Annotated in this window: 24 protein-coding genes, 1 other RNA gene and 1 riboswitch; of the genes, 2 read left to right on the top strand and 23 right to left on the bottom strand. The window is 45.7% G+C overall.

Going from position 1 to position 23,628, the window contains the following annotated elements; genetic code table 11:
* Nucleotides 1–4: 4 nt before the first annotated feature.
* The 18 genes from T355_RS14825 to T355_RS0109175 form a co-directional block, all read right to left on the bottom strand.
* Nucleotides 5–1,687, bottom strand: coding sequence for a flagellar hook-length control protein FliK (locus T355_RS14825; RefSeq protein ID WP_027397508.1), 1,683 nt, complete (start codon nt 1,685–1,687; stop codon nt 5–7).
* 128 nt (nt 1,688–1,815) lie between these two features.
* Nucleotides 1,816–2,439 (bottom strand): MotE family protein, encoded by a 624-nt coding sequence (locus T355_RS14140; RefSeq protein WP_071997195.1) that lies wholly within the window; start codon nt 2,437–2,439, stop codon nt 1,816–1,818.
* Between the two features lie 21 nt (nt 2,440–2,460).
* Nucleotides 2,461–3,024 (bottom strand): lytic transglycosylase domain-containing protein, encoded by a 564-nt coding sequence (locus T355_RS0109250; RefSeq protein WP_419670103.1) that lies wholly within the window; start codon nt 3,022–3,024, stop codon nt 2,461–2,463.
* A gap of 32 nt (nt 3,025–3,056) precedes the next feature.
* Entirely contained in the window at nt 3,057–3,506 is a 450-nt protein-coding gene (fliJ, locus tag T355_RS0109245; RefSeq protein ID WP_027397506.1) for a flagellar export protein FliJ, read from the bottom strand.
* A 24-nt stretch (nt 3,507–3,530) separates the two neighbouring features.
* A complete protein-coding gene (gene fliI, locus T355_RS0109240) occupies nt 3,531–4,838 on the bottom strand; it encodes a flagellar protein export ATPase FliI (RefSeq protein ID WP_037330078.1) in 1,308 nt (435 codons plus the stop codon).
* On the bottom strand, nt 4,838–5,620 hold the full coding sequence (locus tag T355_RS0109235) for a FliH/SctL family protein (protein ID WP_231483019.1): 783 nt from the start codon (nt 5,618–5,620) through the stop codon (nt 4,838–4,840). Before T355_RS0109235 ends, fliI begins: the two co-directional genes overlap by 1 nt.
* A 1-nt stretch (nt 5,621) precedes the next feature.
* Nucleotides 5,622–6,638, bottom strand: coding sequence for a flagellar motor switch protein FliG (gene fliG / locus T355_RS0109230; protein WP_027397503.1), 1,017 nt, complete (start codon nt 6,636–6,638; stop codon nt 5,622–5,624).
* 11 nt (nt 6,639–6,649) lie between these two features.
* Nucleotides 6,650–8,239, bottom strand: coding sequence for a flagellar basal-body MS-ring/collar protein FliF (gene fliF / locus T355_RS0109225; RefSeq protein ID WP_027397502.1), 1,590 nt, complete (start codon nt 8,237–8,239; stop codon nt 6,650–6,652).
* A gap of 44 nt (nt 8,240–8,283) precedes the next feature.
* Complete coding sequence (gene fliE / locus T355_RS0109220; RefSeq protein WP_027397501.1) at nt 8,284–8,586, bottom strand: flagellar hook-basal body complex protein FliE; 303 nt, start codon at nt 8,584–8,586, stop codon at nt 8,284–8,286.
* 13 nt (nt 8,587–8,599) lie between these two features.
* On the bottom strand, nt 8,600–9,058 hold the full coding sequence (gene flgC, locus T355_RS0109215; protein WP_027397500.1) for a flagellar basal body rod protein FlgC: 459 nt from the start codon (nt 9,056–9,058) through the stop codon (nt 8,600–8,602).
* A 64-nt stretch (nt 9,059–9,122) separates the two neighbouring features.
* Nucleotides 9,123–9,536: a flagellar basal body rod protein FlgB gene (flgB, locus tag T355_RS0109210; RefSeq protein ID WP_027397499.1), complete on the bottom strand. Its 414-nt coding sequence runs from the start codon at nt 9,534–9,536 to the stop codon at nt 9,123–9,125.
* A gap of 306 nt (nt 9,537–9,842) precedes the next feature.
* Nucleotides 9,843–10,634 carry a GTP-sensing pleiotropic transcriptional regulator CodY gene (gene codY, locus T355_RS0109205; RefSeq protein WP_027397498.1) on the bottom strand — a complete coding sequence of 264 codons (792 nt, stop codon included), beginning with the start codon at nt 10,632–10,634 and terminating at the stop codon, nt 9,843–9,845.
* Nucleotides 10,635–10,804: 170 nt separating this feature from the next.
* Entirely contained in the window at nt 10,805–12,199 is a 1,395-nt protein-coding gene (gene hslU, locus T355_RS0109200; RefSeq protein WP_027397497.1) for an ATP-dependent protease ATPase subunit HslU, read from the bottom strand.
* A 26-nt stretch (nt 12,200–12,225) separates the two neighbouring features.
* Nucleotides 12,226–12,768: an ATP-dependent protease subunit HslV gene (gene hslV, locus T355_RS0109195; protein WP_027397496.1), complete on the bottom strand. Its 543-nt coding sequence runs from the start codon at nt 12,766–12,768 to the stop codon at nt 12,226–12,228.
* On the bottom strand, nt 12,769–14,079 hold the full coding sequence (gene trmFO / locus T355_RS0109190; RefSeq protein ID WP_027397495.1) for a methylenetetrahydrofolate--tRNA-(uracil(54)-C(5))-methyltransferase (FADH(2)-oxidizing) TrmFO: 1,311 nt from the start codon (nt 14,077–14,079) through the stop codon (nt 12,769–12,771).
* On the bottom strand, nt 14,072–16,372 hold the full coding sequence (topA, locus tag T355_RS14135; RefSeq protein WP_081777657.1) for a type I DNA topoisomerase: 2,301 nt from the start codon (nt 16,370–16,372) through the stop codon (nt 14,072–14,074). The genes trmFO and topA overlap by 8 nt, the downstream gene beginning before the upstream one ends.
* A gap of 13 nt (nt 16,373–16,385) precedes the next feature.
* Nucleotides 16,386–17,489 (bottom strand): DNA-processing protein DprA, encoded by a 1,104-nt coding sequence (gene dprA / locus T355_RS0109180; RefSeq protein WP_027397494.1) that lies wholly within the window; start codon nt 17,487–17,489, stop codon nt 16,386–16,388.
* Nucleotides 17,490–17,798: 309 nt separating this feature from the next.
* Entirely contained in the window at nt 17,799–18,854 is a 1,056-nt protein-coding gene (locus T355_RS0109175; RefSeq protein WP_027397493.1) for a nicotinate phosphoribosyltransferase, read from the bottom strand.
* A gap of 95 nt (nt 18,855–18,949) precedes the next feature.
* Here T355_RS0109175 and T355_RS0109170 point away from each other — a divergent pair, with 95 nt between their 5' ends.
* Both T355_RS0109170 and folB read left to right on the top strand, forming a co-directional pair.
* Nucleotides 18,950–19,303, top strand: coding sequence for a hypothetical protein (locus tag T355_RS0109170; RefSeq protein ID WP_027397492.1), 354 nt, complete (start codon nt 18,950–18,952; stop codon nt 19,301–19,303).
* A gap of 98 nt (nt 19,304–19,401) precedes the next feature.
* Entirely contained in the window at nt 19,402–19,764 is a 363-nt protein-coding gene (gene folB / locus T355_RS0109165) for a dihydroneopterin aldolase (RefSeq protein WP_027397491.1), read from the top strand.
* A gap of 153 nt (nt 19,765–19,917) precedes the next feature.
* Here the strand turns inward: folB and T355_RS0109160 are convergent, their stop codons facing one another.
* From T355_RS0109160 to T355_RS0109145, 5 genes are all read right to left on the bottom strand, one after another.
* Entirely contained in the window at nt 19,918–20,568 is a 651-nt protein-coding gene (locus T355_RS0109160; protein WP_197019578.1) for an NlpC/P60 family protein, read from the bottom strand.
* A 17-nt stretch (nt 20,569–20,585) separates the two neighbouring features.
* Nucleotides 20,586–20,750: riboswitch (cyclic di-AMP (ydaO/yuaA leader) on the bottom strand.
* Nucleotides 20,751–20,781: 31 nt separating this feature from the next.
* Nucleotides 20,782–21,133, bottom strand: an RNA gene (rnpB, locus tag T355_RS14830) — RNase P RNA component class A.
* Between the two features lie 81 nt (nt 21,134–21,214).
* Nucleotides 21,215–21,865, bottom strand: coding sequence for a thiamine phosphate synthase (thiE, locus tag T355_RS0109155; protein WP_027397489.1), 651 nt, complete (start codon nt 21,863–21,865; stop codon nt 21,215–21,217).
* Between the two features lie 2 nt (nt 21,866–21,867).
* Nucleotides 21,868–22,689, bottom strand: coding sequence for a Nif3-like dinuclear metal center hexameric protein (locus T355_RS0109150; RefSeq protein WP_331279588.1), 822 nt, complete (start codon nt 22,687–22,689; stop codon nt 21,868–21,870).
* Nucleotides 22,686–23,363 carry a tRNA (adenine(22)-N(1))-methyltransferase gene (locus T355_RS0109145; protein ID WP_037330077.1) on the bottom strand — a complete coding sequence of 226 codons (678 nt, stop codon included), beginning with the start codon at nt 23,361–23,363 and terminating at the stop codon, nt 22,686–22,688. The genes T355_RS0109150 and T355_RS0109145 overlap by 4 nt, the downstream gene beginning before the upstream one ends.
* Nucleotides 23,364–23,628 lie beyond the last annotated feature (265 nt).

The raw sequence follows: 23,628 nt of genomic DNA, 5'->3' as shown, positions 1-23,628 counted from the left end.
AATTTTATACTGCGTAATCAACGCCATCAGAAATCTTGTTGCCTTCGCTGTCGCGAATAACCTCGGTGGCTTTGTTTACAGGCTCTGCTGCAAGATTCTCCACATCATCCTCAAAATCCTTCAAATCAATTTGCTGGCTTCTGACATTCTGCTGTTCTTGCTGCTGCTGATAATAGCCCTGGCTCTGTCCCTCTGGAAGCTGTCCATCGGAAAGACCGGTCTGTACCTCTACACTGTCAACCTTGATGCCCTGCTCGTTCAGCTCCTTCTGTAGCTGAATCATTGAGGTTTCAAGCATTGCCCTAACTTGAGCGTTATCAGTGTGGAAGGTGGCAGTTACGCCGCCGTTGCTGTTTACAGCAACCTTCAGAGTCAAATCACCAAGATGTCTTGGATTCAGCTTGATTACCATTTCGGTGTTTTCAGCATTACGGAGAAGTCTGGCCTGCTCCACAATCTGCTGATTAATCTGATAATCAGCTCTGGTCTGGCTCACGTTCTGCTGACCCGGAATCTGGGCTGTATTATCAGTGGTCTGAGTCTGAATGTTGGAAACATTTGCAGCTTGGGCTGCATCCATACGGTTGGTGAAGGTTGTTTCTTCGCTTTCTGCTGGCTGAGACTGTGGTACTGCCATGGCTTCTGTTTCTGTTGCCTGTGGGAAGCCCTGCTGAGACTGCTGTCCATCTTGATTTAAGCCCCGCTTGGCATCATTACCAGCTACCACCTGAGTCTGCTGACCAATAAGGTTGTTCATATCCTCCACAGTAGTTTTCTGAGGAGCCGTTTCAACAGCCTTCGTTTCCTGGGCTACAACCCTGCCGGACAAAACTGCCAGCAGCTGCTGTTCCTTGGTCATGTCTCCTGAATTCACTACCTGGGAGCCATCTGGTGCAGTTACCTTTTCCACTGGCTGTACTGGTTTTAACAGTGCCTCAATGGACTTAGGCTGGTGCATCTCTGACTGCTTCACCTGTGGCTGAGTATTTTCACTCTGAGCCATTGGCTGTGCCTCTGCTTCTGTTACTACAGCATCATTTACCACTACATTTGTCTTTGCAGTGTCCTGAGCCTTTGCCTCAGTCTGAATGGACTGCTGCTGGAGCTGAGTAGCTGCTGTTGGCTGCTGTAATTCCTGGGCTGCTGCACTAACCTCTGGTGCTGTGGTATCCACCTGCGCCATCTGCTGAATTGGCTGTTCCATAGCTACTGCTGTTGCCTCAATCTGAACCGGCTGTTCCAATGCTAGTGAAGCTGACTCCGTCTGCATTGGCTGAGCGGAAGTAGTCAGTTCTGCCAATGGAAGCTGAACCACAGTGGTAGCCACTGCTTCGGCTGCCATTTCTTCTGCTGCCTCATCCACCACCTCAGCTACAGCCTCTTTGGCATCAGCATCTGGTTTGGTATCAGCCTTTTCAGAATTTTTCTGCACAGCTTTTTCGGCTACAGGATTTTCTACAGCTTCCTTGGCAGCCTGGGCCAGCTTGTCATCCTTTGCTACATCCTTAGTAGCATCATTGGTGGCATCTTTGGTAACGTCCTTCAGCTCAGATGAGAAGTCCTTGCCCTGCTTGCCAGTGGATGCCTTGCGGCCCTCAAAGGCAGTGTTGACATTTTTCTGCTGTACGTTGGCCTGTGGCGTAGCGGGTGCGGCAGTAAAGAGATTTGTACTTACATTTGTTCCCATGAATTCACCTCCTTAAAAAAGTAATAATATATATGGAAGGCTTATAGGGTGCCTAACCATCAAGATTATTTTATCAAAAGAAGATTAAATCATAATTAAGAAAGATTATTAATTAATTAACAATATCTTTATTCAGGATTACCACTCTGATTCTGCTCAGTCTGTGGTGGATTCTGCATAACCCGCCTTGGTGCACCGTTATACATAATCCTGGTAATATTGGCTGCCCGGTCCGTATCAAACTTGGTAAGAACCTGGGACACCTGGGACTCATCCATACGCTGAAGGATGGATATAACAATATCATCATCCATGGATTCCAATATCTTGGCAGCTTCCTCTGGCTTCATTTCGTTGTAAAGACGGGCCAGCTTGGAAACACGTTTCTTTTCTGCAGCCTGTCTTTCCTTGGTCTGCTTTTCTATTTCCTCCTTGGAAAGAACCACTGGCTTGGACTTGGTTTTAGCATCAGCCTTCTTGTCATCCTTCTTGGTTTCGGTACGCTTTTCCGCCTCATCCACAGATGACTCACCATCTTCTACTGGCCTTACAAAATATTCTCCTATAATCGGCAGCTCATAAAGACCATATTTTTCATTAGCTTCATTGGTGTCAATGATTCTGAAATAGATGCCTAAAAAGAAGCCAGCAACAATTATTATAAACAGCGCCAGGGCTATCAGAAGAAACTTCAATATTCTTTTGAATTTACTTGGCTTTTTCTCAGCTTCGCCATTCTGATTCTCGTCCATTAAATCCACCCTATATACTTATTATCGATAAATATCCAGTACCTTATTTACATAATTTTGGGTCTCAATATAAGGAGGAACCCCACCATAATCCTTAACAGCCTGAGGACCGGCATTGTATGCGGCCACGGCCTTCTTCACGTCACCATTGAAGGTATCAAGCATTTCCTTTATATACTTGGCACCGCCATCAATGTTCTGCTGCTTGTTATATGGGTCAACCCCCAAGGATGCAGCCGTGTCTGGCATAAGCTGCATAATGCCAACAGCTCCTGCAGAGGATACGGCCTCCTGATTGCCGCCGGATTCAGTCTGGGCAATTGCTGCCACAAGACGCGGATCAACGTGATACTTGGAGGCTGCTTCATTTATAAGTGCAGAGGTATCTCCCCCAAAGGAGGTGGCCTCTACCTTAGTTCCACTAAAATCCTTGGTAGGGTCCAGCTTGCCCTCCGCTGCCTTCAGCTCTGTAGCAAAGGAGTTTTTACCTGCAGCATTGGCATTGTAGGCAGGCTTGCTGATACCAAATCTATCATTAAGTTCACTAATACGCTGGACAACACTTTCCAGCCCTTCTATTCTCATCATCTAAAATCACCTTCACATGTATAGATGTGTTAACCCATATTTCGGAAATAGAGCTGACCGCCGATTTCATCCAGCACCTTCTGTTCCTCAAAGAGGACCTCAGCCATGTACTGTTGGAACCGTTTTTCCTTCAGCTGTTCAATGCTCTTCAGCTTGTTCATTATCTTCACCAGTTCTGTCATGCGTTTCTGCCTTTCAGCCTGGCATTCCATAATGTAATGCTGCTGTTGCTCTATCTGTTCACGCTTGTAATTGAAGAAGCTGTTATAGGTCATCAGAGTTCCCACTGTAATAGTTCCCTTGCTGGTAAGGGCATCGTAATCCTTATGGCCTTGAGCCATCTGCTCCAGCAATTCCTCCAGGTGATGTCTTGCTTCTTCAAGCTTTTTGGTGGCAGTGGCCAGTTCAACCTGGGCCTGGTCCTTATTCATTTTGGTAACCTTCAATAGGGTTTCCAATTGGAACCGAAACTTTTTCATGTTTCACTGCCTCCACCGTCTATACTAAATGGCTTCCAATCTCTCTATGGTCTCATCGAAGCCCTGAACCTCGAATACCCCCTGACATAGGAAGTCATTTATGGCATCTATTTTCTGTATGGCCTCGTCAATTTTCGGGCTGGAGCCCTTGACGTAAGCACCAATGTGTATCAAATCCTCGGCATCCTTATATACTGCCATAAGGGCCCTTAGTTTTCGGTTGGCATCCATGTGTTCATCCGGCACAACGGCTGACATTACACGGGATACGCTGGCTAATACATCTATGGCTGGGAAGTGGTTCTGGGCCGCAATATTTCTTGAAAGCACAATATGACCATCCAGAATACTTCGCACCGCATCGGCTATTGGCTCATTCATATCATCACCATCAACCAGTACAGTATAAATCCCGGTTATGGAACCCTTTTCACTGGTACCCGCTCTCTCCAAAAGTCTTGGGAGAAGGGCGAATACTGACGGTGTATAGCCTCTTGTGGCTGGTGGCTCACCAACGGTAAGTCCCACCTCACGCTGAGCCATGGCAAATCGGGTTACTGAGTCCATCATAAGGATAACCTTACGGCCTCTGTCGCGGAAATACTCCGCAATAGCAGTGGCTGTCATGGCGCCCTTGATGCGCACCAGTGCAGGCTTATCTGATGTAGCTACAACTACTACAGAACGCTTTAAGCCCTCTTCTCCCAAATCACGCTCGATAAACTCCTTCACCTCACGGCCACGCTCCCCCACCAGTGATATTACGCTGATATCGGCTTCGGTATTACGGGCTATCATGGACAGAAGGGTGGATTTACCAACACCACTGCCGGCCATAATACCAATTCGCTGGCCCTGTCCCATGGTTATAAGGCCATCAATGGCCCTTACACCAACATAAAGGGATTCCTTGATAACCGGCCTGTCAAGAGGGGCCGGCGGATCAGCCTGGAGGGGATATTCCTCCTTGCAAAGGATAGGACCCTTGCCATCTATGGGATTTCCCAGACCATCGATTACCCTTCCCAAAAGCTCCGGACCAACCTTGACTTGGAGAACCTTTTGGGCGGATACAACCTCACAGCCTGGTCCAATGCCCTTGGAATCACCCAAAGGCATGAGAAGAACCTTACCATCTCGAAAGCCTACTACTTCAGAAGGAACTGGCTCCACATCGGGAAAATGCGACTTAACATAGCACAATTCCCCCATGCTTACATTTGGTCCCTGGCACTCAATAACCAGACCAACCATCTGTACCACCTTGCCTATCATACGCATAGGCTTGCTGTTTTCAACTGCGTTAGTAAACTTTTTCAGGTTGATTTCCATTATTTCATAACATCCCTAATAGACTGCTCAATTACTTCAAGCTGAGTGCTCAGCTTGGCATCTATAGTTCCATTAGGTGATTCAACAACCACATCACCTAATTTCAAGGTTTCATCGGATTCAATGGTCAGCTCACACTTTCCCTCCATGGTGGTAAGGTAATCGGAGCGGGCCATAAGCACCAATTCATAGGCCTCAGGGCAAACCCGGACAGTAATCTGGGGCTGGTCCTTGACCTTTTCGATGGCATTTTGCACCAATGGCAATACCATCTGTGGTATATCAATAAAATGCTGGGGAATGACTTTATTGGCAATTTCAATGACCATTTCAGCAATGGTATTTTCTGCCTTTGTTACATAATCAAGAGCCTCCTGCTGGGCCACCTTTACGGTGTTCTCAGCTTTGGCATTGGCATCAACAATTATATGATGCTGTTCCTCTTTGATCTGCTCCATGCCCTCCTGACGTCCGGCTTCAATGCCTTCCTGTCTTCCGGCTTCCCTAGCTTCATCTTTTATCTTATCCGCCTGGGTGGTGGCTTCAGAAATAATTTTTTCTGCCTCAACCCGGGCTTCCTGTCTTGTGATTTCACTGGCTATTTCAGCATCCTTGAGCTTTTGAATGGCCGCCTCCTCCTTACGGCGGATATTGGCCAACATGTTTTCACGAGCTTCTTCGCTCATCTCCGGGGAATCGTCTTCCACCTGCTCCTTGGGACGCTCAAATTTGGGAGTCTCCACTATATGGGGATCATCCTTCCAGACTACACCTTTCAGCACCCTAGACAATCATTTCGTCACCCTTTCCACGGGAAATAACAATCTCGCCCTTTTCTTCCAGACGACGGATGACATTTACGATACGCTGCTGAGCTTCCTCAACGTCGCGAATCTTAACAGGGCCCATGAACTCGATTTCTTCACGCAGCATATCGCCGGCACGCTTGGACATGTTCTTGAAAACCTTGCCCTGAACATCGGAATTGGTAGCCTTGAGGGCCAAGGAAAGGTCCTTGGTATCCACCTCGCGGAGTACCATCTGAAGGGAACGGTCGTCGATCATTACAATGTCCTCGAATACGAACATGAGCTTCTTGATTTCTTCGGTGAGCTCTGGGTTGTCCACTTCCAGGGCATCCACGATACCCTTCTCTGTAGCACGGTCTACGCGGTTCAGTACCTCTACGATAGCCTTTACACCACCGGCATCGGTGAAGTCCTGAGTTACCAGAGCAGACAGCTTGCGTTCCAAAACTCTTTCCACCTCACGGAGTACATCTGGTGATGTACGGTCCATGATAGCAATTCTCTTGGCAACCTCAGCCTGGCGTTCCGTTGGCAATGAAGCCAAAATGGTAGCAGCCTGATCTGGGTCAAGATAGGCCATGATCAGAGCTATGGTCTGAGGATGCTCATTTTGAATAAAGTTTAACAGCTGGCTTGGGTCAGTCTTATGCAGGAAGTCAAATGGACGCACCTGAAGGCTGGTAGTAAGACGGCTGATAATAGCAGACGCCTTTTCGGAGCCCAGGGCTTTTTCCAGTACGTTCTGAGCATATTCCAGACCACCGGAGGACAAGTAGCTCTTGGCCATGGCCATCTGATAAAATTCACTGATTACGGCTCTTTTCTGCTCTGGAGAAATCTGCTTCTGATTAGCAATTTCCAATGTAAGCTTTTCAATTTCTTCATCGTTCATGTGCTTGAACAGCATGGCAGAATACTCTGGGCCGAGGGTTATAAACAAAATCGCAGCTTTCTGCTGATTTGTCATTTCTGGTTCTTTATCACCATACATATCCATAGTCTTTAGTCCTCCGACAGCCAAGTCTTAACAAGCAAAGCAATCTCGGCAGGTTTGGTACGGATGAGTTCCTCGATAACTTGGCGCTCGTTGAGATGTTCCTGCTCCTCTGGAGTGAGCTCGTCTGGCTCAACAGTACCAGCCTCAATAGCAGCAGCACGTTCTGCTTCCAAACGCAATCTCTCTTCCTCTTCCAATCTTGCCTGTTCCTCGGCAGCCTCCCTTGCCAAACGCTCCTTTTCCCGTTTTCTTCTGATATAGAAGCCAACGATAAGAGCAATTATCAGGAGTATCAGGCCGATGGCAATATACATATTTCTGGCCTGACGATCCTTTTCCGCCTGTTCCTCAGCTGCACGTCTGTCAGCCAGCTCTGTGCTGAATGGCAACGGCTCAACAGAGACTGTGTCCCCACGATCCGGATTGATACCAACGGCAGAGGATACAGAACGGGAAATGCTCTCCTGCTGGGCAGGAGTAATATCGTCATTTACCAGAACGGCAATATTTACACGCTTAATGGAGCCAGGTGAAGCAATGGTCTTTGCCTTGGCTTCGTTAATTTCGTAGTTCTTGGTGGTTTCCTTCTTGGAATACTCAGCATTGGAATTATTCTCAGTAGCCACATACCCTGGTACGTTGGACTGAGTGCCCGCAGGACCACCTGGAGCATTAGAAGTACCATTATAGGACTCATTGACAGTCTGCTCACTGCGGATAATACCAGAATCATCTACTACAGGAGTAAAGGTCTGAGTATCAGTCTGACGCTGGTCAAAATCAAGCTCCACATTGACACGGACATAGGAACGTCCCTCGCCCAAGGCCTGATCCAGCATGGTCTGAACATCCTTCTGCATACGGTCCTGAACCTTGCGGGTCATTTCCAGCTGAGTCATGGTCTTGACGCTTACACTATTTTCCTCTTCATCATCTGGATCGTTGAGGATTTTACCAGTTTCGTCAACTACAGTAATATTTTCAGGCGAAAGACCCTGGATACTATTGGAAGCCAGGTTAACAATGCCCTTTATTTCTTTTTTGTTTAACTGAGTGTTTGCCTTCAGCTTCAGCATAATGGATGCTGTTGCTGGCTTTTCATTCTTCTTATAAAGGCTGTCCTCCGGGAGTACAATATGCACTCTGGCCTTCTCTACAGCCTCAATCTGTTCAATAGTACGGGTCAGCTCGCCCTGCAACGCCTGGAGATAGTTAACCTTGTTCTGGAACTCAGTAACGCCCAGCTTGCTATCATCAAATATCTCAAAGCCCTTGTTACCATGAGGGAGTCCCTCGGTAGCAAGTTGCAGTCTGGCTTCATGAACATTGGCAGATGGAACCAAAATTGTGGTGCCCTGCTTAGTCTCCTGAACCTCGTATTCTATTTTATCTTCCTTGAGCTTTGCCGCTACTTCACCAGCATCCTTTGTCTCCATATTCGTGAACAAAGGAACCATATCAGGCTTGCCGCCATACATGAAGCTGGCACCAATAATCAGAAGCACCAGCAGTACAATTCCGCCGATGGCCAAATAACGCTGTTTTTTAGTGGTTTTTTCCCAAAGCTGAAGGTATTTTTCTTTCCACTCGCCCATTATCTCAATCCCTTCGCTGTGTTTTGCATGATTTTATCAAAAAATTACACCTGCATGCGCATAATTTCCTGATAAGCCTCCACAGCTTTATTGCGAACTTGAAGGGTAAGCTGCAATGCGATATCAGCCTTTTCAGCTGCCACTACAACCTGAGATATATCTTCTACCCGGCCGGCTGCCAGCAGGGCATTCATTTTCTCTGATTCTTTTTCAAGGGCATTTACATTGCCCAAGGCATCCCCAAGATATTCACCGAAGGTCTTTACGACAGGAGCTTCCTGGGTCTCACCCAAATGGCTCTCAGCATGCATAGAAACCGGAGTCATTTTTAATGCTTCTATCTGCATCATGTCACCTCATTTATTTACTGATACTCAAGGCCTGTGTAGCCATACTCTTCGCTGCATTAATGGTAGTAACATTGGCCTCATAGGCGCGGGATGCAGTAATCATATCCACCATCTCATTTACAATGTTAACATTTGGCAGCTCAACATAGCCGTCCGCATTTGCATCTGGATGGCCCGGATCATATACCAGCTTGCCCTGACTTGGATCCTCCTGAATAGCCACAGCACGAACGCCATCGCCACTCTTCTTGCCAAACTCGGACTTGGAAATTTCACCGGAGAGAACTCTGGCAAAATTCTTGTTGTGCATTTCTCTAGGTTCAAATACCACGAACTTACGCTTGAACGGGGTACCGTTCTCAGTACGGGTAGTATTAACATTAGCAATGTTGTTGGATATAACATCCATTCTGAGACGCTCAGCTGTCAAACCGGAAGCAGCCGCATCTATGCCACCAAACATACTCATAAGCTGTTCTCCATTCTGTAATATATAATGAAAGAATTAATAATATACTCTGTAATTTGCTATTTTACTTGCTGGTAATAGTAGTCTTCAGCTTCTGAATAAAGCTGCCCATTTCCTTAGTCATGGCATTGTAATAAATCTGGTTCTTGGCCATATTTGCCATTTCCTTGTCAATATCAACATTATTCTTATCTGTTCTCATTGTGGTACTTTCGTCCATAACCACAGTAGCCTCTGCCCGCTCCCTCATAGGAATAGGCAAATGGCGGTCATGGGTACGCACCATTTCAAGACCCAGCTTTTTATCCAGGCCCATTTCCTTGGCCAACAGGCTTTCAAATACAACGTCGCTTTTCTTAAACTTAGGAGTATTTACGTTGGCTATATTGTTACTGATTACTTCATGTCTGAGGTTAGCTGCTGACATGCCTCGTGACAGATAATCCATAGTAGAAGTATTAAAAATCTGGTCCAACATGGGGTCATATCCTCCTAAAAAAATTATCTTATAACGCAAATAGGCGCAATTCGATATACTACTACAATTCTACAAATAATAAAAAAATCCTTGTATATTCTAACATATTTATTGAGAATCAAGAAGATTTTTTCACACTTTTTCCATAAATAGCAAGGAAATGTGACTATTGTCCACTATACTTTATTATCGCTTTAGGTTAATTTTTATTATATTTTTTTGTTAAAAAAAGCAAGGAGTTTGTAACCTAAAGATAACAAGCTCCTTGCTTTTAAAATCATCACTAATGAGAACAATCCTTTGTTATCATTCAGCTTCTTTTGCCAATTCTTCGATACCCTTCCAAAGATACTCATTCAACACCTTAATATGAGTTCCCTTCATCCCCTGGGACTTTGGTTCAACAACACCAGCAGACTCCAGCTTGCGAAGGGCATTAACGATAACGGAACGGGTAATATCCAGGTTAGCGGCAATCTTGGAGGCGTTAACGGCGCCATCCTTGCCTCCCAGTTCACGGAAGATTTCAATAGTGGCAAGTGCTTCGGATATGGACAGAGTTCCCAGAGCCATGCGGACATTTTCCTTCTTCTGGGTCTCTTCCTGATTTTTTCTGGAACGGTCATGGAGCATTTCCATACCAACTACGGCCGCACTGTACTCTGCCAAAAGAAGGTCGTCATTGGTAAAATCCTCATTGTATCGTGCCACCACCAGGGTACCAATACGCTCACCTACGCCATAAATAGGAACAATGGTGGTATTCTTTCCATGGAACTTGCACTTGGTCTCACTATCATCCACAAAAGCACAGAGACCGGACTTGGAACGAAGGTTGGCAGAGGTCTCATCAATCTTGTTGAGCCAGTTTACATAATGGCGGGGGAATTTTCCCACAGCCACTACATTGTCAACCATCAAATCACATTCAAAATCATCCTGGAACGCATAGCCATAAATACTGCCATCTGTATCTACAATATATACATTTGCATCAATAACATTGCTGAGCACCGTGGCAATTTCCTTGTATTCTACATTGTGAAACCGCTGCAATACTCTGTTAATTTTTCTTGTTCTCTCCAAAAGAGTAGCCATACTCTTTTCCCTCCTAGTTATAATTTATCTTTTTTCCTTTTTAGTGCAATTTATTCTACCACAAAAAACAAAAATAATCACATAAAATTGTGATTATTTTTGTTTTAATTATTTATATTTTAAATATTCTTCTTTTTTGATACACTTGCGTATTCCAGCTTTTCCCATTATTAGAGAATAAACTGGCTCACATCCTGATTAACAACAATCTCAGAAAGTGCTTCCTTGACATAGGCCTCATCAACAACCACATGCTTTTCCTCCAGATCAGGTGCATCGAAGGAAAGATTTTCCAGCAGCTTCTCCAAAATAGTGTGAAGGCGACGGGCACCTATATTTTCATTCTGGTTGTTTACATCACAGGCCAGCTTTGCCAGACAATCAATGGCCTCATCGGTGAATTCCAAATCTATGCCTTCAGTACCCATAAGAGCCTTATACTGCTTAATAAGGGCATTCTGTGGTTCAGTGAGAATTCTCTTGAAATCTTCCTTGTCCAGGGAAGTAAGCTCCACGCGAATTGGGAAGCGGCCCTGAAGCTCCGGAATTAAATCAGATGGCTTTGAGGTGTGGAAGGCACCGGCGGCAATAAAGAGTATATGGTCAGTCTTTACAGGACCATACTTGGTCATTACAGTGGAGCCTTCAACGATTGGCAGGATATCACGCTGTACGCCGTCACGGGCCACGTCATGATTACTGCCATGACCACCGCTGGAGGCCACCTTGTCAATCTCATCAAGAAATACGATACCGCTGGTTTCTGCCACCTTTACGGCTTCCTCAGTAACCTCTTCCATATCAACCAGCTTCATGGCTTCTTCCTGCTGGAACAGCTTACGGGCTGCCTCCACAGTAACCTTACGCTTTTTGTGCTTCTTTGGCATCATGCTGCCAATAATATCCTGAATATTGTCACCCATTCCCTCTAAAGAAGAACCAGCAAACATACCCACCATTGGCTTATTGTTATCTTCAATATCAATTTCAATCATCTTGTCTTCGTACTCACCGGCCAGGAGCTTTTTACGGCACCATTCACGTCCTGCCTGGTACTGCTTTGGTTCCTCATCAGAATTCCCCTCGGCTTCCTCATCATTGGAGCTGCCAAAGAGCTGACCAAATGGATTCACCACGGATTTCTTTGGCTGTGGAACCATAACATCAAGGATTCGCTCCTCTGCCATTTCCGCAGCCTTCTCCTGTACCTCCTCCAGACGGGAAGAACGTACCATACGCACGGAGGTCTCAGCCAAATCGCGGATAATGGATTCCACATCCCGGCCTACATAACCAACCTCAGTAAACTTAGTAGCCTCCACCTTAATGAATGGAGCCTTTACCATTTTGGCCAAGCGTCGGGCAATTTCGGTTTTGCCCACACCTGTGGAACCAATCATAAGGATATTCTTTGGAATAATATCATCCTTCATACTTTCGCTGTCAAGCTGACGGCTGCGCCAACGATTTCTAAGGGCAATAGCCACGGAACGCTTGGCTGCCTTCTGTCCTACTATATATTTATCTAATTCCTCAACAATTTGCTTTGGAGTCTGTTCATTCATTTATAAATTCCTCCGTATTCGTACTATTAGTCCAATTCTTCAACCTTAATATTGTGGTTGGTGTATACACAAATATCTGCGGCAATGGTAAGGGCTTCCTTGGCAATTTCCGCAGCAGAAAGCTCAGTATGCTTTACAAGGGCACGGGCTGCTGAAAGAGCGTAAAAGCCGCCAGAGCCAATGGCTCCTACTTCACCATCCGGTTCAATAACCTCGCCATTACCGGAAATCATTAAAAGATTTTCCTTGTCTGCCACCAACAGGAGGGCCTCCAGCTTGCGAAGCACCTTGTCTGTACGCCACTGCTTGGCCAGCTCCACAGAAGCTCTTGGCAGATTGCCGTTATAGGCCTCCAGGGTTGCCTCAAATTTTTCAAAAAGAGTGAAGGCATCGGCCACAGAACCGGCAAATCCAGCCAGCACCTTGCCATGGTACAGGCGACGCACCTTTCTGGCACTTGCCTTCATTATGGTATTCTGACCAAAGGTAACCTGGCCATCACCAGCGATGGCGGTTTTGCCATTATGCTTAACTGCAACTATTGTGGTTGCATGAAATTGTGTATCCATTTATAACTGCTCCTTAAACTTTTCTAATGTCTCTAATGCCCGCTCAGCGATGCGCTGCTTTTTGAGCTTTTTGTCGCGGATTTTTTCCTTTATAGGGGACATGATGCCAAAGTTTACGTTCATTGGCTGGAAGTGCTTTGCAGGGGCAGTAGTAATATAGTGACACAGAGAACCATGGGCGGTTTCCTGTGGGAATACTACCGGCTCCAAGCCTTTACAAATGCGGGCTGCATTAATGCCAGCCACCAAGCCGGAGGAAGCGGATTCCACATAGCCCTCAACGCCTGTCATCTGGCCTGCAAAGAAAAGATTATCGTTGCCCTTGAACTGCATGGTAGGTCGCATGGTTTCCGGGGAATTAATAAAGGTATTTCTGTGCATTACCCCATAACGGACGAATTCTGCATTTTCAAGCCCTGGAATCATTCCAAATACGCGACGCTGCTCTGGCCATTTCAGATGTGTCTGAAAGCCTACAATATTATAAAGGGTACCATCTGCATTGTCCTGACGAAGCTGTACCACTGCATAAGGCAGCTTGCCATCCGCAGGATTTTCCAATCCCACTGGCTTTAGTGGCCCAAAAAGCAGGGTGTCTTCACCACGGGAGGCCATTTCCTCCACTGGCATACAGCCCTCAAAAAATTTTTCCTTTTCAAAATTATGGGTAGGTGCCTTCTCGGAATTAACCAGCTCTGTCCAGAACTTATGGTATTCCTCCTTATTCATGGGGCAATTAATATAAGCCGCCTCACCCTTGCCATAGCGGGAAGCCTTCCAGGCCTTGGTCATATCAATTGACTCCAGGGTAACTATTGGTGCAGCAGCATCATAGAAATAAAGATACTCCTGTCCCATAAGCTCCCCAATTTTTTCTGCCAGCTTGCCTTCTGTAAGAGGGCCACTTGCAACGATGGTAACTGCATTATCTTCATAGGGAATTTCTTCCAGCTCCCTATGAATGACGTTGATTAATGGATGATTGGTTACCTTTTCGGTAATGTAACGGCTGAAGCCCAAACGGTCCACAGCCAAAGCCCCACCTGCCGGAACCTTGGTGGCGTCCGCAGCCTCCATGATAACGGAGCCTAAACGACGCATTTCCTCTTTAAGAACACCTACAGCATTTTCCAGGCCAGCGCCACGAAGGGAGTTGCTACAAACAAGCTCCGCAAACAGATCAGTCTTATGAGCTGGTGTATTCTTTACCGGGCGCATCTCATATAAATCAACCTTTATCCCTCTGCTGGCAGCCTGCCAGGCAGCTTCACTGCCTGCCATTCCGGCGCCAACTACGATTATTTTATCCATTCTGTTCCTCTTTTGACTTTTGGGCCTCCTCTGCCTTTTGGGCTTTCTTGGCCTGCTTTAAAAGCTCCTTGTTTATCGGATGGTCAATTCTGGTCTTGCAGTCTGCATTATAGCAATATACCAGTCCACGACCATTTCTGTAATAATGCTTCAGCTGCAGTGAACCGCACTCAGGACATGGCTCTGGAATCGGTGCATCCCAGCTTACAAAATCACACTCCGGATATTTGTTGCAGCCATAGAAGCCCTTACCACGGCGGGATTTACGCTCCACGATATGGCCGTCACATTTAGGGCACTTTACGCCGGTGTCCTTCAAAATTGCCTTGGTATTACGGCATTCAGGGAATCCAGGACAAGCAAGGAACTTGCCAAAACGCCCCTGTTTAACCACCATCATGCGGCCACAAATATCACATGGCACATCAGAAACCTCCACTGGAAGCTCTACATGGCCAATGGCCTCGTCAGCCTTCTCCAGGGTCTCTGCAAATGGCCCATAAAATTCGCGAAGGAGATCTGTCTTGTCCACCTTGCCTACGGCAACGCTGTCCAGCTTGCCCTCCAAATCAGCGGTGAACTTGGCATCTACAATATCCTTAAAATATTCCTTCAGCATATCCACCACAATATCTCCCAGCTCAGTTGGCTGGAAGGATTTGCTGATACGCTGTACATAACCACGGGCCAATATGGTTTCGATAATTGGAGCATAAGTGCTTGGTCGGCCAATTCCCATTTCCTCCAAGGTCTTAACCAGAGAGGCATCGTTATAGCGAGGTGGTGGCTCAGTAAAGTGCTGAACCGGATTAACCTTAAAGAGGTTAATCTCATCACCTATAGTCATATCTGGCAGAATTACATCCTTGTCATTGGTATCTGCCATGGTATAAACGGCTGTAAAGCCGGCAAATTTCATCTTGGAGCCAGTGGACTTCAGAGTAAATTCTTCCTTAACATCCTTGGCCTTACCGTCATTTTTAATGGTAACAGTAAGTCTGTCAAATACAGCCGGTACCATCTGGCTGGCCACAAAGCGCTGCCAAATGAGCTGATACAGCTTAAACTGGTCCTTGCTGAGATATTTTTCAATCTGCTGTGGTACCATCATGGCACTGGTAGGGCGAATAGCCTCATGGGCATCCTGGGCCTTCTTCCCAACGGAGTAAACATTGGCTTTGGCGGGATAATACTTTTCGCCGAAGTTTTCAAGTATATATTCCTTGGCCTCCTGCTGTGCCTGCTCTGAAATACGCACGGAATCAGTACGCATATATGTGATAAGACCCACAGGGCCCTTGCGTCCTAAATCAATACCTTCGTAAAGCTGCTGTGCCACCATCATGGTACGCTTGGATGTAAAGCCCAGCTTTCTGGCAGCATCCTGCTGTAGACTGGATGTCGTAAAAGGTGGTGCCGCCTTGCGGGAGGTCTGACGTTCCTTGATGTCGCTTACCTTCCATTTGCAGGCTTCCATTTTCTCCTGAATAGCCCTGGCCTGGTCCCCTTTGCTGATTTCCAGCTTTTTACCGTTAATCTGGGAAAGCTCCGCCTCAAACTGAGGAGAAGTCCCCTTTTTCAGCTTGGTGCCAATTGTCCAATACTCTACAGACACGAAGTCCTTTATTTCCTTTTCACGGTCGCAAATAAGCTTTACAGTAACTGACTGTACACGACCGGCACTAAGGCCCTTTCTGACCTTACGCCAAAGAAGTGGGCTCAGCTTGTAACCCACTATACGATCCAGCATGCGGCGGGCCTGCTGGGCATCCACCATATCCAAATTGATGGAATGGGGGTCCTTGACAGCCGCCTGAATAGCTGGCTTGGTTATTTCATTAAATACAATACGACAGTCAGAATTACTGTCGATGTCAAAGATATGTGCCAAATGCCAGGCAATGGCCTCGCCCTCACGGTCCGGGTCGCTTGCCAGATATATTTTATCAGCCTTCTTGGCTTCTTTTTTCAATTCCTTTATCAGATCACCTTTGCCACGGATGTTAATATACTTTGGCTCAAAATTATTGTCCACATCTATGGCAAACTGACTCTTTGGCAGGTCCCGGAGATGCCCCATAGAGGCCTTAACCACATAGCCTTTGCCAAGGTAACGCTCAATGGTCTTGGCCTTGGTAGGAGACTCCACCAATACCAGAGTGTTCTTGGTGTCCTTGGTTTTCTTGGACTTGGCAGTGGTCTTTTTGGCAGTTTTCTTGGTGGTCTTTTTGGCAGCAGTTTTTTTGGCTGCTGTTTTCTTTTTCTTTACGTCTTCATTTTGCGTTGCAGTCACAAAATGTCCCCCTTTATTTCCTTACATACAAATGAGCCTCATTACTCTTTATTATCCCCCGTATTTCCAACTGGAGCAGCAAAAAGGCTACGCTGGCAGGGTCGCCGCCATGCAAATTGTATATGATCTCATCAACTGATAATGGTCTGTCAGGAGTAAGAAGGCTGTAAATACGCCTTTCTTCCTCTGATAATGCAAATTTCTTTTCCATATTATCATTTTTTGCTGATAAAGTCTTGTTTTTTATAAAATCACCGTACTCTGATATTATATCGCCAATGTCAAGTACCAGCTTGGCCCCTTGCTGAATCAGCTTATTACAGCCAATACTTTCCTGGGTAAAGATACCACCAGGAATGGCAAATACATCACGATTTTCCTTAAGGGCATAGTCCGCAGTTATAAGAGCACCACTTCTTTGGGCCGCCTCCACAACCAGGGTGCCACTACACATGCCGGCAATAATTCGGTTACGGGCTGGAAAGGTATACTTGGTGGGCTGGGTACCTGGTAAGTATTCAGAAATAACCGCCCCCCTCTCAGTTATTTCTTCCAATAATTTTATATTGGAACGTGGATAGGCCACATCCACTCCACAACCCAGAATGGCTTCCGTTATACCCCCAACAGATAATGCCCCTTTATGGCTTTCAGTATCCACCCCATAGGCCGCACCGCTGACAATGGTTATTCCCAAGGAAGCAAGGCCAGAGGAAAATCTTTCAGCCACCGCCCTGCCATAGGGACTTATTTTTCGTGAGCCAACCATAGCAATGCTGGGCTGAGTATTATCTAAGTGACCTCTGTAAAATAAAATGTGGGGTGGTTCGAAGGTTTCCTTCAATAAAATAGGGTACTCCTCATCCTCCTGTGATACCAGCTTAATGTGCTGCTTATGGCATATATCCGGCAATTTCTCTGGATAGGAGAAATTGTCCCGGCGAAATTGCAGGAAGCTCTCCAGTTTATTTTCTGTTAAGAGGTTGGTATGGGCCAGCTCCTTTTCTGATGCCTGCCAGATAGCTGCACCAGATTTAAAATTCTCCAACAGTTTGGCTAATATAGTGCTGGTCATCCCTGGGATATTCTGTAAAACTGATAAATAATATTTTTCCATGGTTCTCTCCACTTATTTTTTTCTGAATTATATCTATATTGTATAAAATAATTAATAGATTGTGAAGTGTTTAGTTGTTATATAAAGTGGAACTAATGATTTGAACAATTAGGTTCGGTGCGTTAATAAATTTTTTGTTGCTCAACCTTAGTATTAGTGGAAAAAATCATAGTTCCACTTATATAAAAAAGACAGACTACAATAATTGCAGTCTGCCGAAAAATATTATTTAATTTGTAAACAGCTTATCCCAATATGCGTAGAGAATCATCAGGAACACCAATATTAAGATGATTACATCACCCATAATTAATCCACATCCTCAAGTCTTGGGTTATCACTATATGCCCGGCCTGCCTTTGCACATGGCTTGCCGTTAACCAAAACGATATCAGCGGTGAAGTCCGCATTAGTGGCAAAAATATTGCTGCCCACAGCATATACATCTACAGGAACATTATTAGTCTCAAAGAGACGAATACGCTCAGGATTGAATCCACCAGAAACCATGATTTTCACATGATTGAAGCCCTCAGCATCCAGTGCTTCACGAACATTTCTTACCAGCTGCTCGTTTACGCCGGTTGGCTTGAAATGGCCCATCTGACCGATAAGAGACTTGTCCACCATCTTGTCAGAGGTATCAAGGCGCACACCATAGAGCTTGTCACCCAGGGCACGAGCCACCTTCAGGCTGGTGCCTACACAGTCATTGTTGAAATCCACCAGGGCCACACGACCGATTTTAGGATCGATGTATTTATCAAACATCTCAGTGGCCTTAAGGGTATCGCCCTCGCAAGCTGCAATAAGAGCATGAGGAATGGTACCTGCTGCTTCAATTCCCCAGCTAATAGCGTTAGCAGGTGTGGAAACATTAGTCATGCCACCAATCTTGGCTGCATAACCGTCCCCCTTTTGAACTGCATAATGGTCAAAACGGGATGGGAAGAACAATACAGGCTTGCCGTTAGCTGCCTCCACTGCCTTGGCACAGTTGGTTGCCACCTTGGTCTGGCGGGCAATAATACCAAGATACACGGTTTCCAAGTGGCTGAAATCAGCCAAATCCCCTTCAATGGTCATAACGGTCTCCCATGGCTCGATTTTATCGCCATCATGGAGAGCGCGAATCTTGATTTTTTCCGGATGATAGGCACAACGCTTAATAAGGGCAATGGCCTCATCTATACCGCAGAGGGTGGCATAATCACGCTGAAAAATCTGCATGGTTACAGTTGGATGATAGTCAGCATGATTGAGAATCTCCTGAGTACGGAGAAAATATATGTCACTATACAGTCCGCTCTTAATCTCGTCTACCGGAAAGTCAAAGCTTTCTGGATTAAGCCGCTTCTTTGTCATAAAATATGCCTCCTAAGTTCCCTATGTTATCTAATACTTTATTATGATACAATGAAAAGGTTAATAAACGCAAATAAAAATAAGGAGATTTTCCCATGGAAAGCCATATTATAACTTTATCCCCTTTATCCTCCAATGATATTGAAAAGGAACTGCAAAGCATCCAGGCTTCTGCACGAGGTATAGAAATAATGAAGGAAAAGCTGATTTTCCGCTGCTTTAGAATAACTGATGTGGATACCAGAGCAGCCAACATTTTAAAGCAGACTATGCTTAGTCAAGGGGCCGAGGCAGCTGTTTCCGCAGGTACGGTAAATTTAAGTGCCAGCCACACGGATGTAATTATCGGTGCCACCCTGCACCAGCTCAGACATGCTGTAGCTCGTCTCAAGGAACAGCCCTGGGGATTAAAGGCCATTGCCCATCAAATTGAAAAAGAGTATTTGTAAAATATTATATCTTTATTTATATTTTTTTAGGCAGGAATTAAAATTCCTTTGGCGAATAAGTACCTATACGACAAAATATTCCAAAGGAGTTGATTTATGTGGCAAAAATCAGAATAAACAATATGATGTTTTATGGATTCCACGGTCAGTACGAGTATGAGCGTGAGCAGGGCCAGAAATTTTACTTTGATGTGGAAGTAACCACCAAGAGCGACAAGGTTGTGGATAGTGATGATATGGCAGACACCATTAACTCCAGTGCCATTTATTCCATAGTAAAGGAAGCAGTAGAAAACAAGAAGTTCCATGTGCTGCAGGCTCTGGGGGGACATATTGGCGACAAGCTGATTGCTCACAGTGACGTGGTGGCTGAAGTTAAGGTTACCATCCGCAAGCAGTATGTGCCTATCTCTGGTGCCTTGGATTTCGTAGAAGTTGAGGTTATCCGCAAGGCTCAATAATTTAATAATTTTGTATATGCAAAGGACCTGTACCCCAGTGCAGGTTCTTTTTATTGCGATAATTGAGTCTTTTAAGCGTCTTATTTTTTTAACGAGGAAAATGGAATTAAGACAAAAAAAAGACGGAGCACTAAGCTCCGCCAAATAGAAGTTTTAAATTACTCTGCGTGCGCCGATGTAGCATGAACCCCAGTAACCACTGTACAGGGAATCTACAGCAACACCACGGCTGGAAGATGCATTGATGAAGGAACCATCGCCGAGATAGATACCAACATGGGATGCACCATAATCGTAAGTGGAGAAGAATACCAAATCGCCTGGGATTAACTCACCACGGGATACTGGCATACCAACCTCATACTGTGCATCTGCAGTGCGTGGAAGGTAAATTCCGGCATTTGCAAATACATAGCGTACATAACCAGAACAATCGAAACCACTTGGGGAAGTACCACCAAATACATAAGGTACACCAATGTAGTTCATTGAATTGGCAATGATACGGCGGGAAATGGAGTTAAAGCTACGGCTTACCTGTGGCATCTCTCTACCCATCAAAGCAGAATAAGTAGAAGGGCCAACAAGACCATCAGCATCAAGCCCCTGGTTGCTCTGGAACATCTTAACTGCTTCTACAGTAGCTGGTCCAAAGTCACCGTCAGCGGCAACATCATATCCAAGGTTAGCTAACTGACCCTGGATCTCTGCCACCTCACTTCCCTGATCTCCCATACGAAATGCTGTCGCATTGCACACGGAAAAAACGCACACAAACATCATGGATAGCGCGAAAATACGCATAAACTTACCCAAAAAGACACTCCTCTCTCTATGCGCCTACGAGGTTAGCTGTCGGGTTAGGGTTGAGAAAGACTACCCTTTAAGATCCACTTGTGCAGCATCCGTGCTGCAACAGCTGATTTTCATTCACCCCAAAAATTTGGTTCCCCCGCTCCATGGGCTGGATTAGGCTTTTTATAGATATATATGCCCATTATATTAGATTGTAAAAATGCTATGAGTGATCAATAAGCCGAGTTCTGTTCCGCCGAAGCGGTGACAATCATTTATCTGGACTGCCAGTTGCCTGACAGCTCTAGCGACACACCCGGAAGGTCAGCGGGCCGCCTCATACCCTTCCCTATTCGGTCTTGCTCCATGTGGGGTTTATCAAGCCAGCCAGTCACCTGACTGCTGGTGCGCTCTTACCGCACCTTTCCACCCTTACCTGGCGAACCAGGCGGTTTCCTTTTCTATGACACTTTCCCTAAGGTCACCCTCGCTGGACGTTATCCAGCACACTGCCCTGTGGAGCCCGGACTTTCCTCAAACGAAGTAAATCGTCAGCGATTGTCTTTCACGCTCATAACACGATAATTATATCATTCTGAAAAAAAGGTGTCAAACCACATAGGCCAAAATTGGTCATATAATGGTTATGTTTTGATTATCTTTTGATATTATTGACCAACTCATGTATTTTTTGTTCGATATTATCAGACTGCGTTATATCGGTAACTACAGCCATATTTTTAGCTCCATGTTCCCATACATGAAAAATATTTTGAGTTTTTATGCCACCAATTGCTACAAATGGCACAAGAGAATTTTGAGCTGCATACTCAACGTAGGAAAAGCCCACGGGCTCAGCAGTGGCCTTGGTTTGAGTAGCAAAGACAGGACCTACTCCCACATAATCTATCACATCTTTTAAGCGGTTTGCTGCCTCTAATTGGTCCGGGTTATGGGTCGAAAGTCCGATAACCACGTCTTTCCCCACGATTCGTCTGACAACTTCCACAGGCAAATCATCCTGCCCCACATGAATTCCGTCAGCTTCCACAGCAAGGGCCAAATCCACAAAATCATCAATGATAAATGCCGCCCCATATTCACGGGTGAGCCTTCGAAGCTCCACACATTCCCTGTAACGGGCCAGACCACTCTTTTCCTTTTCACGATACTGTACAAAGCGGATTCCAGCTTCCAGCATGGCCCTTACCACTTCATAGTTGCTACGCCCCAATGATGCTTTTTCTGCTGTAATTCCATAAATAGGGAAGCTCTTAAATAGCTCCATGGTTTCCTGTCTTGTCATAATCAGCCTTCTTTCCCGCCAACTACCTTAAAGAAATCTTCGGATATATTATCCTCACAAACCTCCACATCAGTCCCATGTTTCATGGTGGCCATCTCCTGACGAAGATATTTCGCCACGGCCTCTACCATGGGAAATTCAGTGGCAAAGTGGCCGGCGTCAATAAGATTAATGCCCTGCTTTACAGCCTGTTGGGCTTCATGGTACTTAATATCGCCAGTTACATACACATCGGCTCCCTTAAACACTGCCTTGCTTATAAATTCAGCACCGGCACCACTGCAAAGGGCCACCTTTTTCACCATATCCTTACCGCCCTTCACAAGACGCACATGATGACATCTAAGAGTATCACACAGCATTTTGGAAAATGCTTCTATGGGCATGGGCTTGGAGAGATAGCCAATTCGTCCTAAACTGTCCCCAGTTTCCGAGTCTGTAAGGGCAAGTCCTTCTACCTTTTCCAGATTCCACAATTGTGCCAAAATATCATTACACCCGCCCTGAGCAATATCCAGATTAGTGTGGGCAGAATACACGGCAATGTTATGGGACAATATTTTTTGGAGCATTTCGCCATCATAAGTATCGGTTCTAATACTAAGAAGTCCCTTAAAGAGCATCACCGGGTGATGGGATATTATCATATCCGCCCCAATCTCAATAGCCTTGTCCACCACTGGCTGACTAACATCAAGACACACCAAAATCTTACTTATCTCCTGCTCCGGATTTCCCAGCTGAAGGCCGGGATTATCCCAGTTCTCTGCCAGCTTTTTAGGGGCCAGCTTTTCCATAATACCCATTATAGTCTGACACTTCATAATGTATATTCCTCCAACAGCTTTATTCTGGCTTCAATCTCTGCCAGCTTGTCCCTGGTGTGACTGCCGCCCTTTTGAAGGCCCTGACGGATTTTATCCAGCTGTTCAATGTTGTTTTGAACGTGTTCAGCAAACAGCGCAGGGCGGTTTTTGATAAGGACTGGACCCAAAATAAGCTCCGCCTCTGTAAGGGGTTCTTTATGCCCCTGAATGGCCTTTATTATCTGATATACCCTGCCATCAACCTTGGATAGCCTCTCATCCTCTATGTGCCAATTATGGTCATAAAGCCAGCCCCTAAGATATTCAAAGCCATTTTGTGGCTGAAGCACCAGGCATTGCAGCTTGGCTGTTACATCAGGCTGTGCCTCCAGGATATCTGCCTCCAGCTTGCCCCCCATGCCAGCGATACAGACAGTATCCACCTCACCGGGAGTCAGGGCAGCCAGTCCGTCCCTCTGGCGGACCTCTATTACTTCACTGAAGCCAGCCTCAGAAATAGTGCGCCGGGCAGCCTGGCATGGGCCTGCATTTAAATCTGCAGCAATTACTCTACGGGTGCTATTTATTTTAAAAAGCTCAATGGCCAGATAGCCGTGGTCGGTACCGATGTCGGCCACACTGGAGGCCGGTGGAACAAAATCTGCCACAGCTTGCAAGCGGTCATCTAACATTTTGTCACCTCTTTTGTTTATTAAGGGCAGTGGGGTTGATGTTTTGAGCAATACGGCACGGTACGTAAAGAAACTTTTTATTGCTAAACCTTAATATTAGTGAAAAAAATCATTTGTCTGAGCGACGCGAATCTTGTCCTTTAAGGGCGAAGCGAGTTATGATTTTTTTCACTATATAAATGCAAGAAAAAGTTTTAGAACCGGGACCGTCGCGAAAAACACAGCCCCACTGCCTAATATAAAACAGTAAAGGGGACGGCGTAAG

The sequence above is a fragment of the Anaerovibrio lipolyticus LB2005 genome, assembly GCF_000621545.1.
GTDB lineage: Bacteria > Bacillota > Negativicutes > Selenomonadales > Selenomonadaceae > Anaerovibrio > Anaerovibrio lipolyticus_A.
This window is presented reverse-complemented; position numbering and strand designations above follow the sequence as displayed.

Bases quoted from the DNA above. Each gene is read 5' to 3' on its own strand.
- T355_RS14825 (WP_027397508.1), bottom strand. From the start codon at position 1,687: ATGGGAACAAATGTAAGTACAAATCTCTTTACTGCCGCACCCGCTACG.
- T355_RS14140 (WP_071997195.1), bottom strand. From the start codon at position 2,439: ATGGACGAGAATCAGAATGGCGAAGCTGAGAAAAAGCCAAGTAAATTC.
- T355_RS0109250 (WP_419670103.1), bottom strand. From the start codon at position 3,024: ATGAGAATAGAAGGGCTGGAAAGTGTTGTCCAGCGTATTAGTGAACTT.
- fliJ (WP_027397506.1), bottom strand. From the start codon at position 3,506: ATGAAAAAGTTTCGGTTCCAATTGGAAACCCTATTGAAGGTTACCAAA.
- fliI (WP_037330078.1), bottom strand. From the start codon at position 4,838: ATGGAAATCAACCTGAAAAAGTTTACTAACGCAGTTGAAAACAGCAAG.
- fliG (WP_027397503.1), bottom strand. From the start codon at position 6,638: ATGTATGGTGATAAAGAACCAGAAATGACAAATCAGCAGAAAGCTGCG.
- fliF (WP_027397502.1), bottom strand. From the start codon at position 8,239: ATGGGCGAGTGGAAAGAAAAATACCTTCAGCTTTGGGAAAAAACCACT.
- fliE (WP_027397501.1), bottom strand. From the start codon at position 8,586: ATGCAGATAGAAGCATTAAAAATGACTCCGGTTTCTATGCATGCTGAG.
- flgC (WP_027397500.1), bottom strand. From the start codon at position 9,058: ATGAGTATGTTTGGTGGCATAGATGCGGCTGCTTCCGGTTTGACAGCT.
- flgB (WP_027397499.1), bottom strand. From the start codon at position 9,536: ATGTTGGACCAGATTTTTAATACTTCTACTATGGATTATCTGTCACGA.
- codY (WP_027397498.1), bottom strand. From the start codon at position 10,634: ATGGCTACTCTTTTGGAGAGAACAAGAAAAATTAACAGAGTATTGCAG.
- hslU (WP_027397497.1), bottom strand. From the start codon at position 12,199: ATGAATGAACAGACTCCAAAGCAAATTGTTGAGGAATTAGATAAATAT.
- hslV (WP_027397496.1), bottom strand. From the start codon at position 12,768: ATGGATACACAATTTCATGCAACCACAATAGTTGCAGTTAAGCATAAT.
- trmFO (WP_027397495.1), bottom strand. From the start codon at position 14,079: ATGGATAAAATAATCGTAGTTGGCGCCGGAATGGCAGGCAGTGAAGCT.
- dprA (WP_027397494.1), bottom strand. From the start codon at position 17,489: ATGGAAAAATATTATTTATCAGTTTTACAGAATATCCCAGGGATGACC.
- T355_RS0109175 (WP_027397493.1), bottom strand. From the start codon at position 18,854: ATGACAAAGAAGCGGCTTAATCCAGAAAGCTTTGACTTTCCGGTAGAC.
- T355_RS0109170 (WP_027397492.1), top strand. From the start codon at position 18,950: ATGGAAAGCCATATTATAACTTTATCCCCTTTATCCTCCAATGATATT.
- T355_RS0109160 (WP_197019578.1), bottom strand. From the start codon at position 20,568: ATGCGTATTTTCGCGCTATCCATGATGTTTGTGTGCGTTTTTTCCGTG.
- thiE (WP_027397489.1), bottom strand. From the start codon at position 21,865: ATGACAAGACAGGAAACCATGGAGCTATTTAAGAGCTTCCCTATTTAT.
- T355_RS0109150 (WP_331279588.1), bottom strand. From the start codon at position 22,689: ATGAAGTGTCAGACTATAATGGGTATTATGGAAAAGCTGGCCCCTAAA.
- T355_RS0109145 (WP_037330077.1), bottom strand. From the start codon at position 23,363: ATGTTAGATGACCGCTTGCAAGCTGTGGCAGATTTTGTTCCACCGGCC.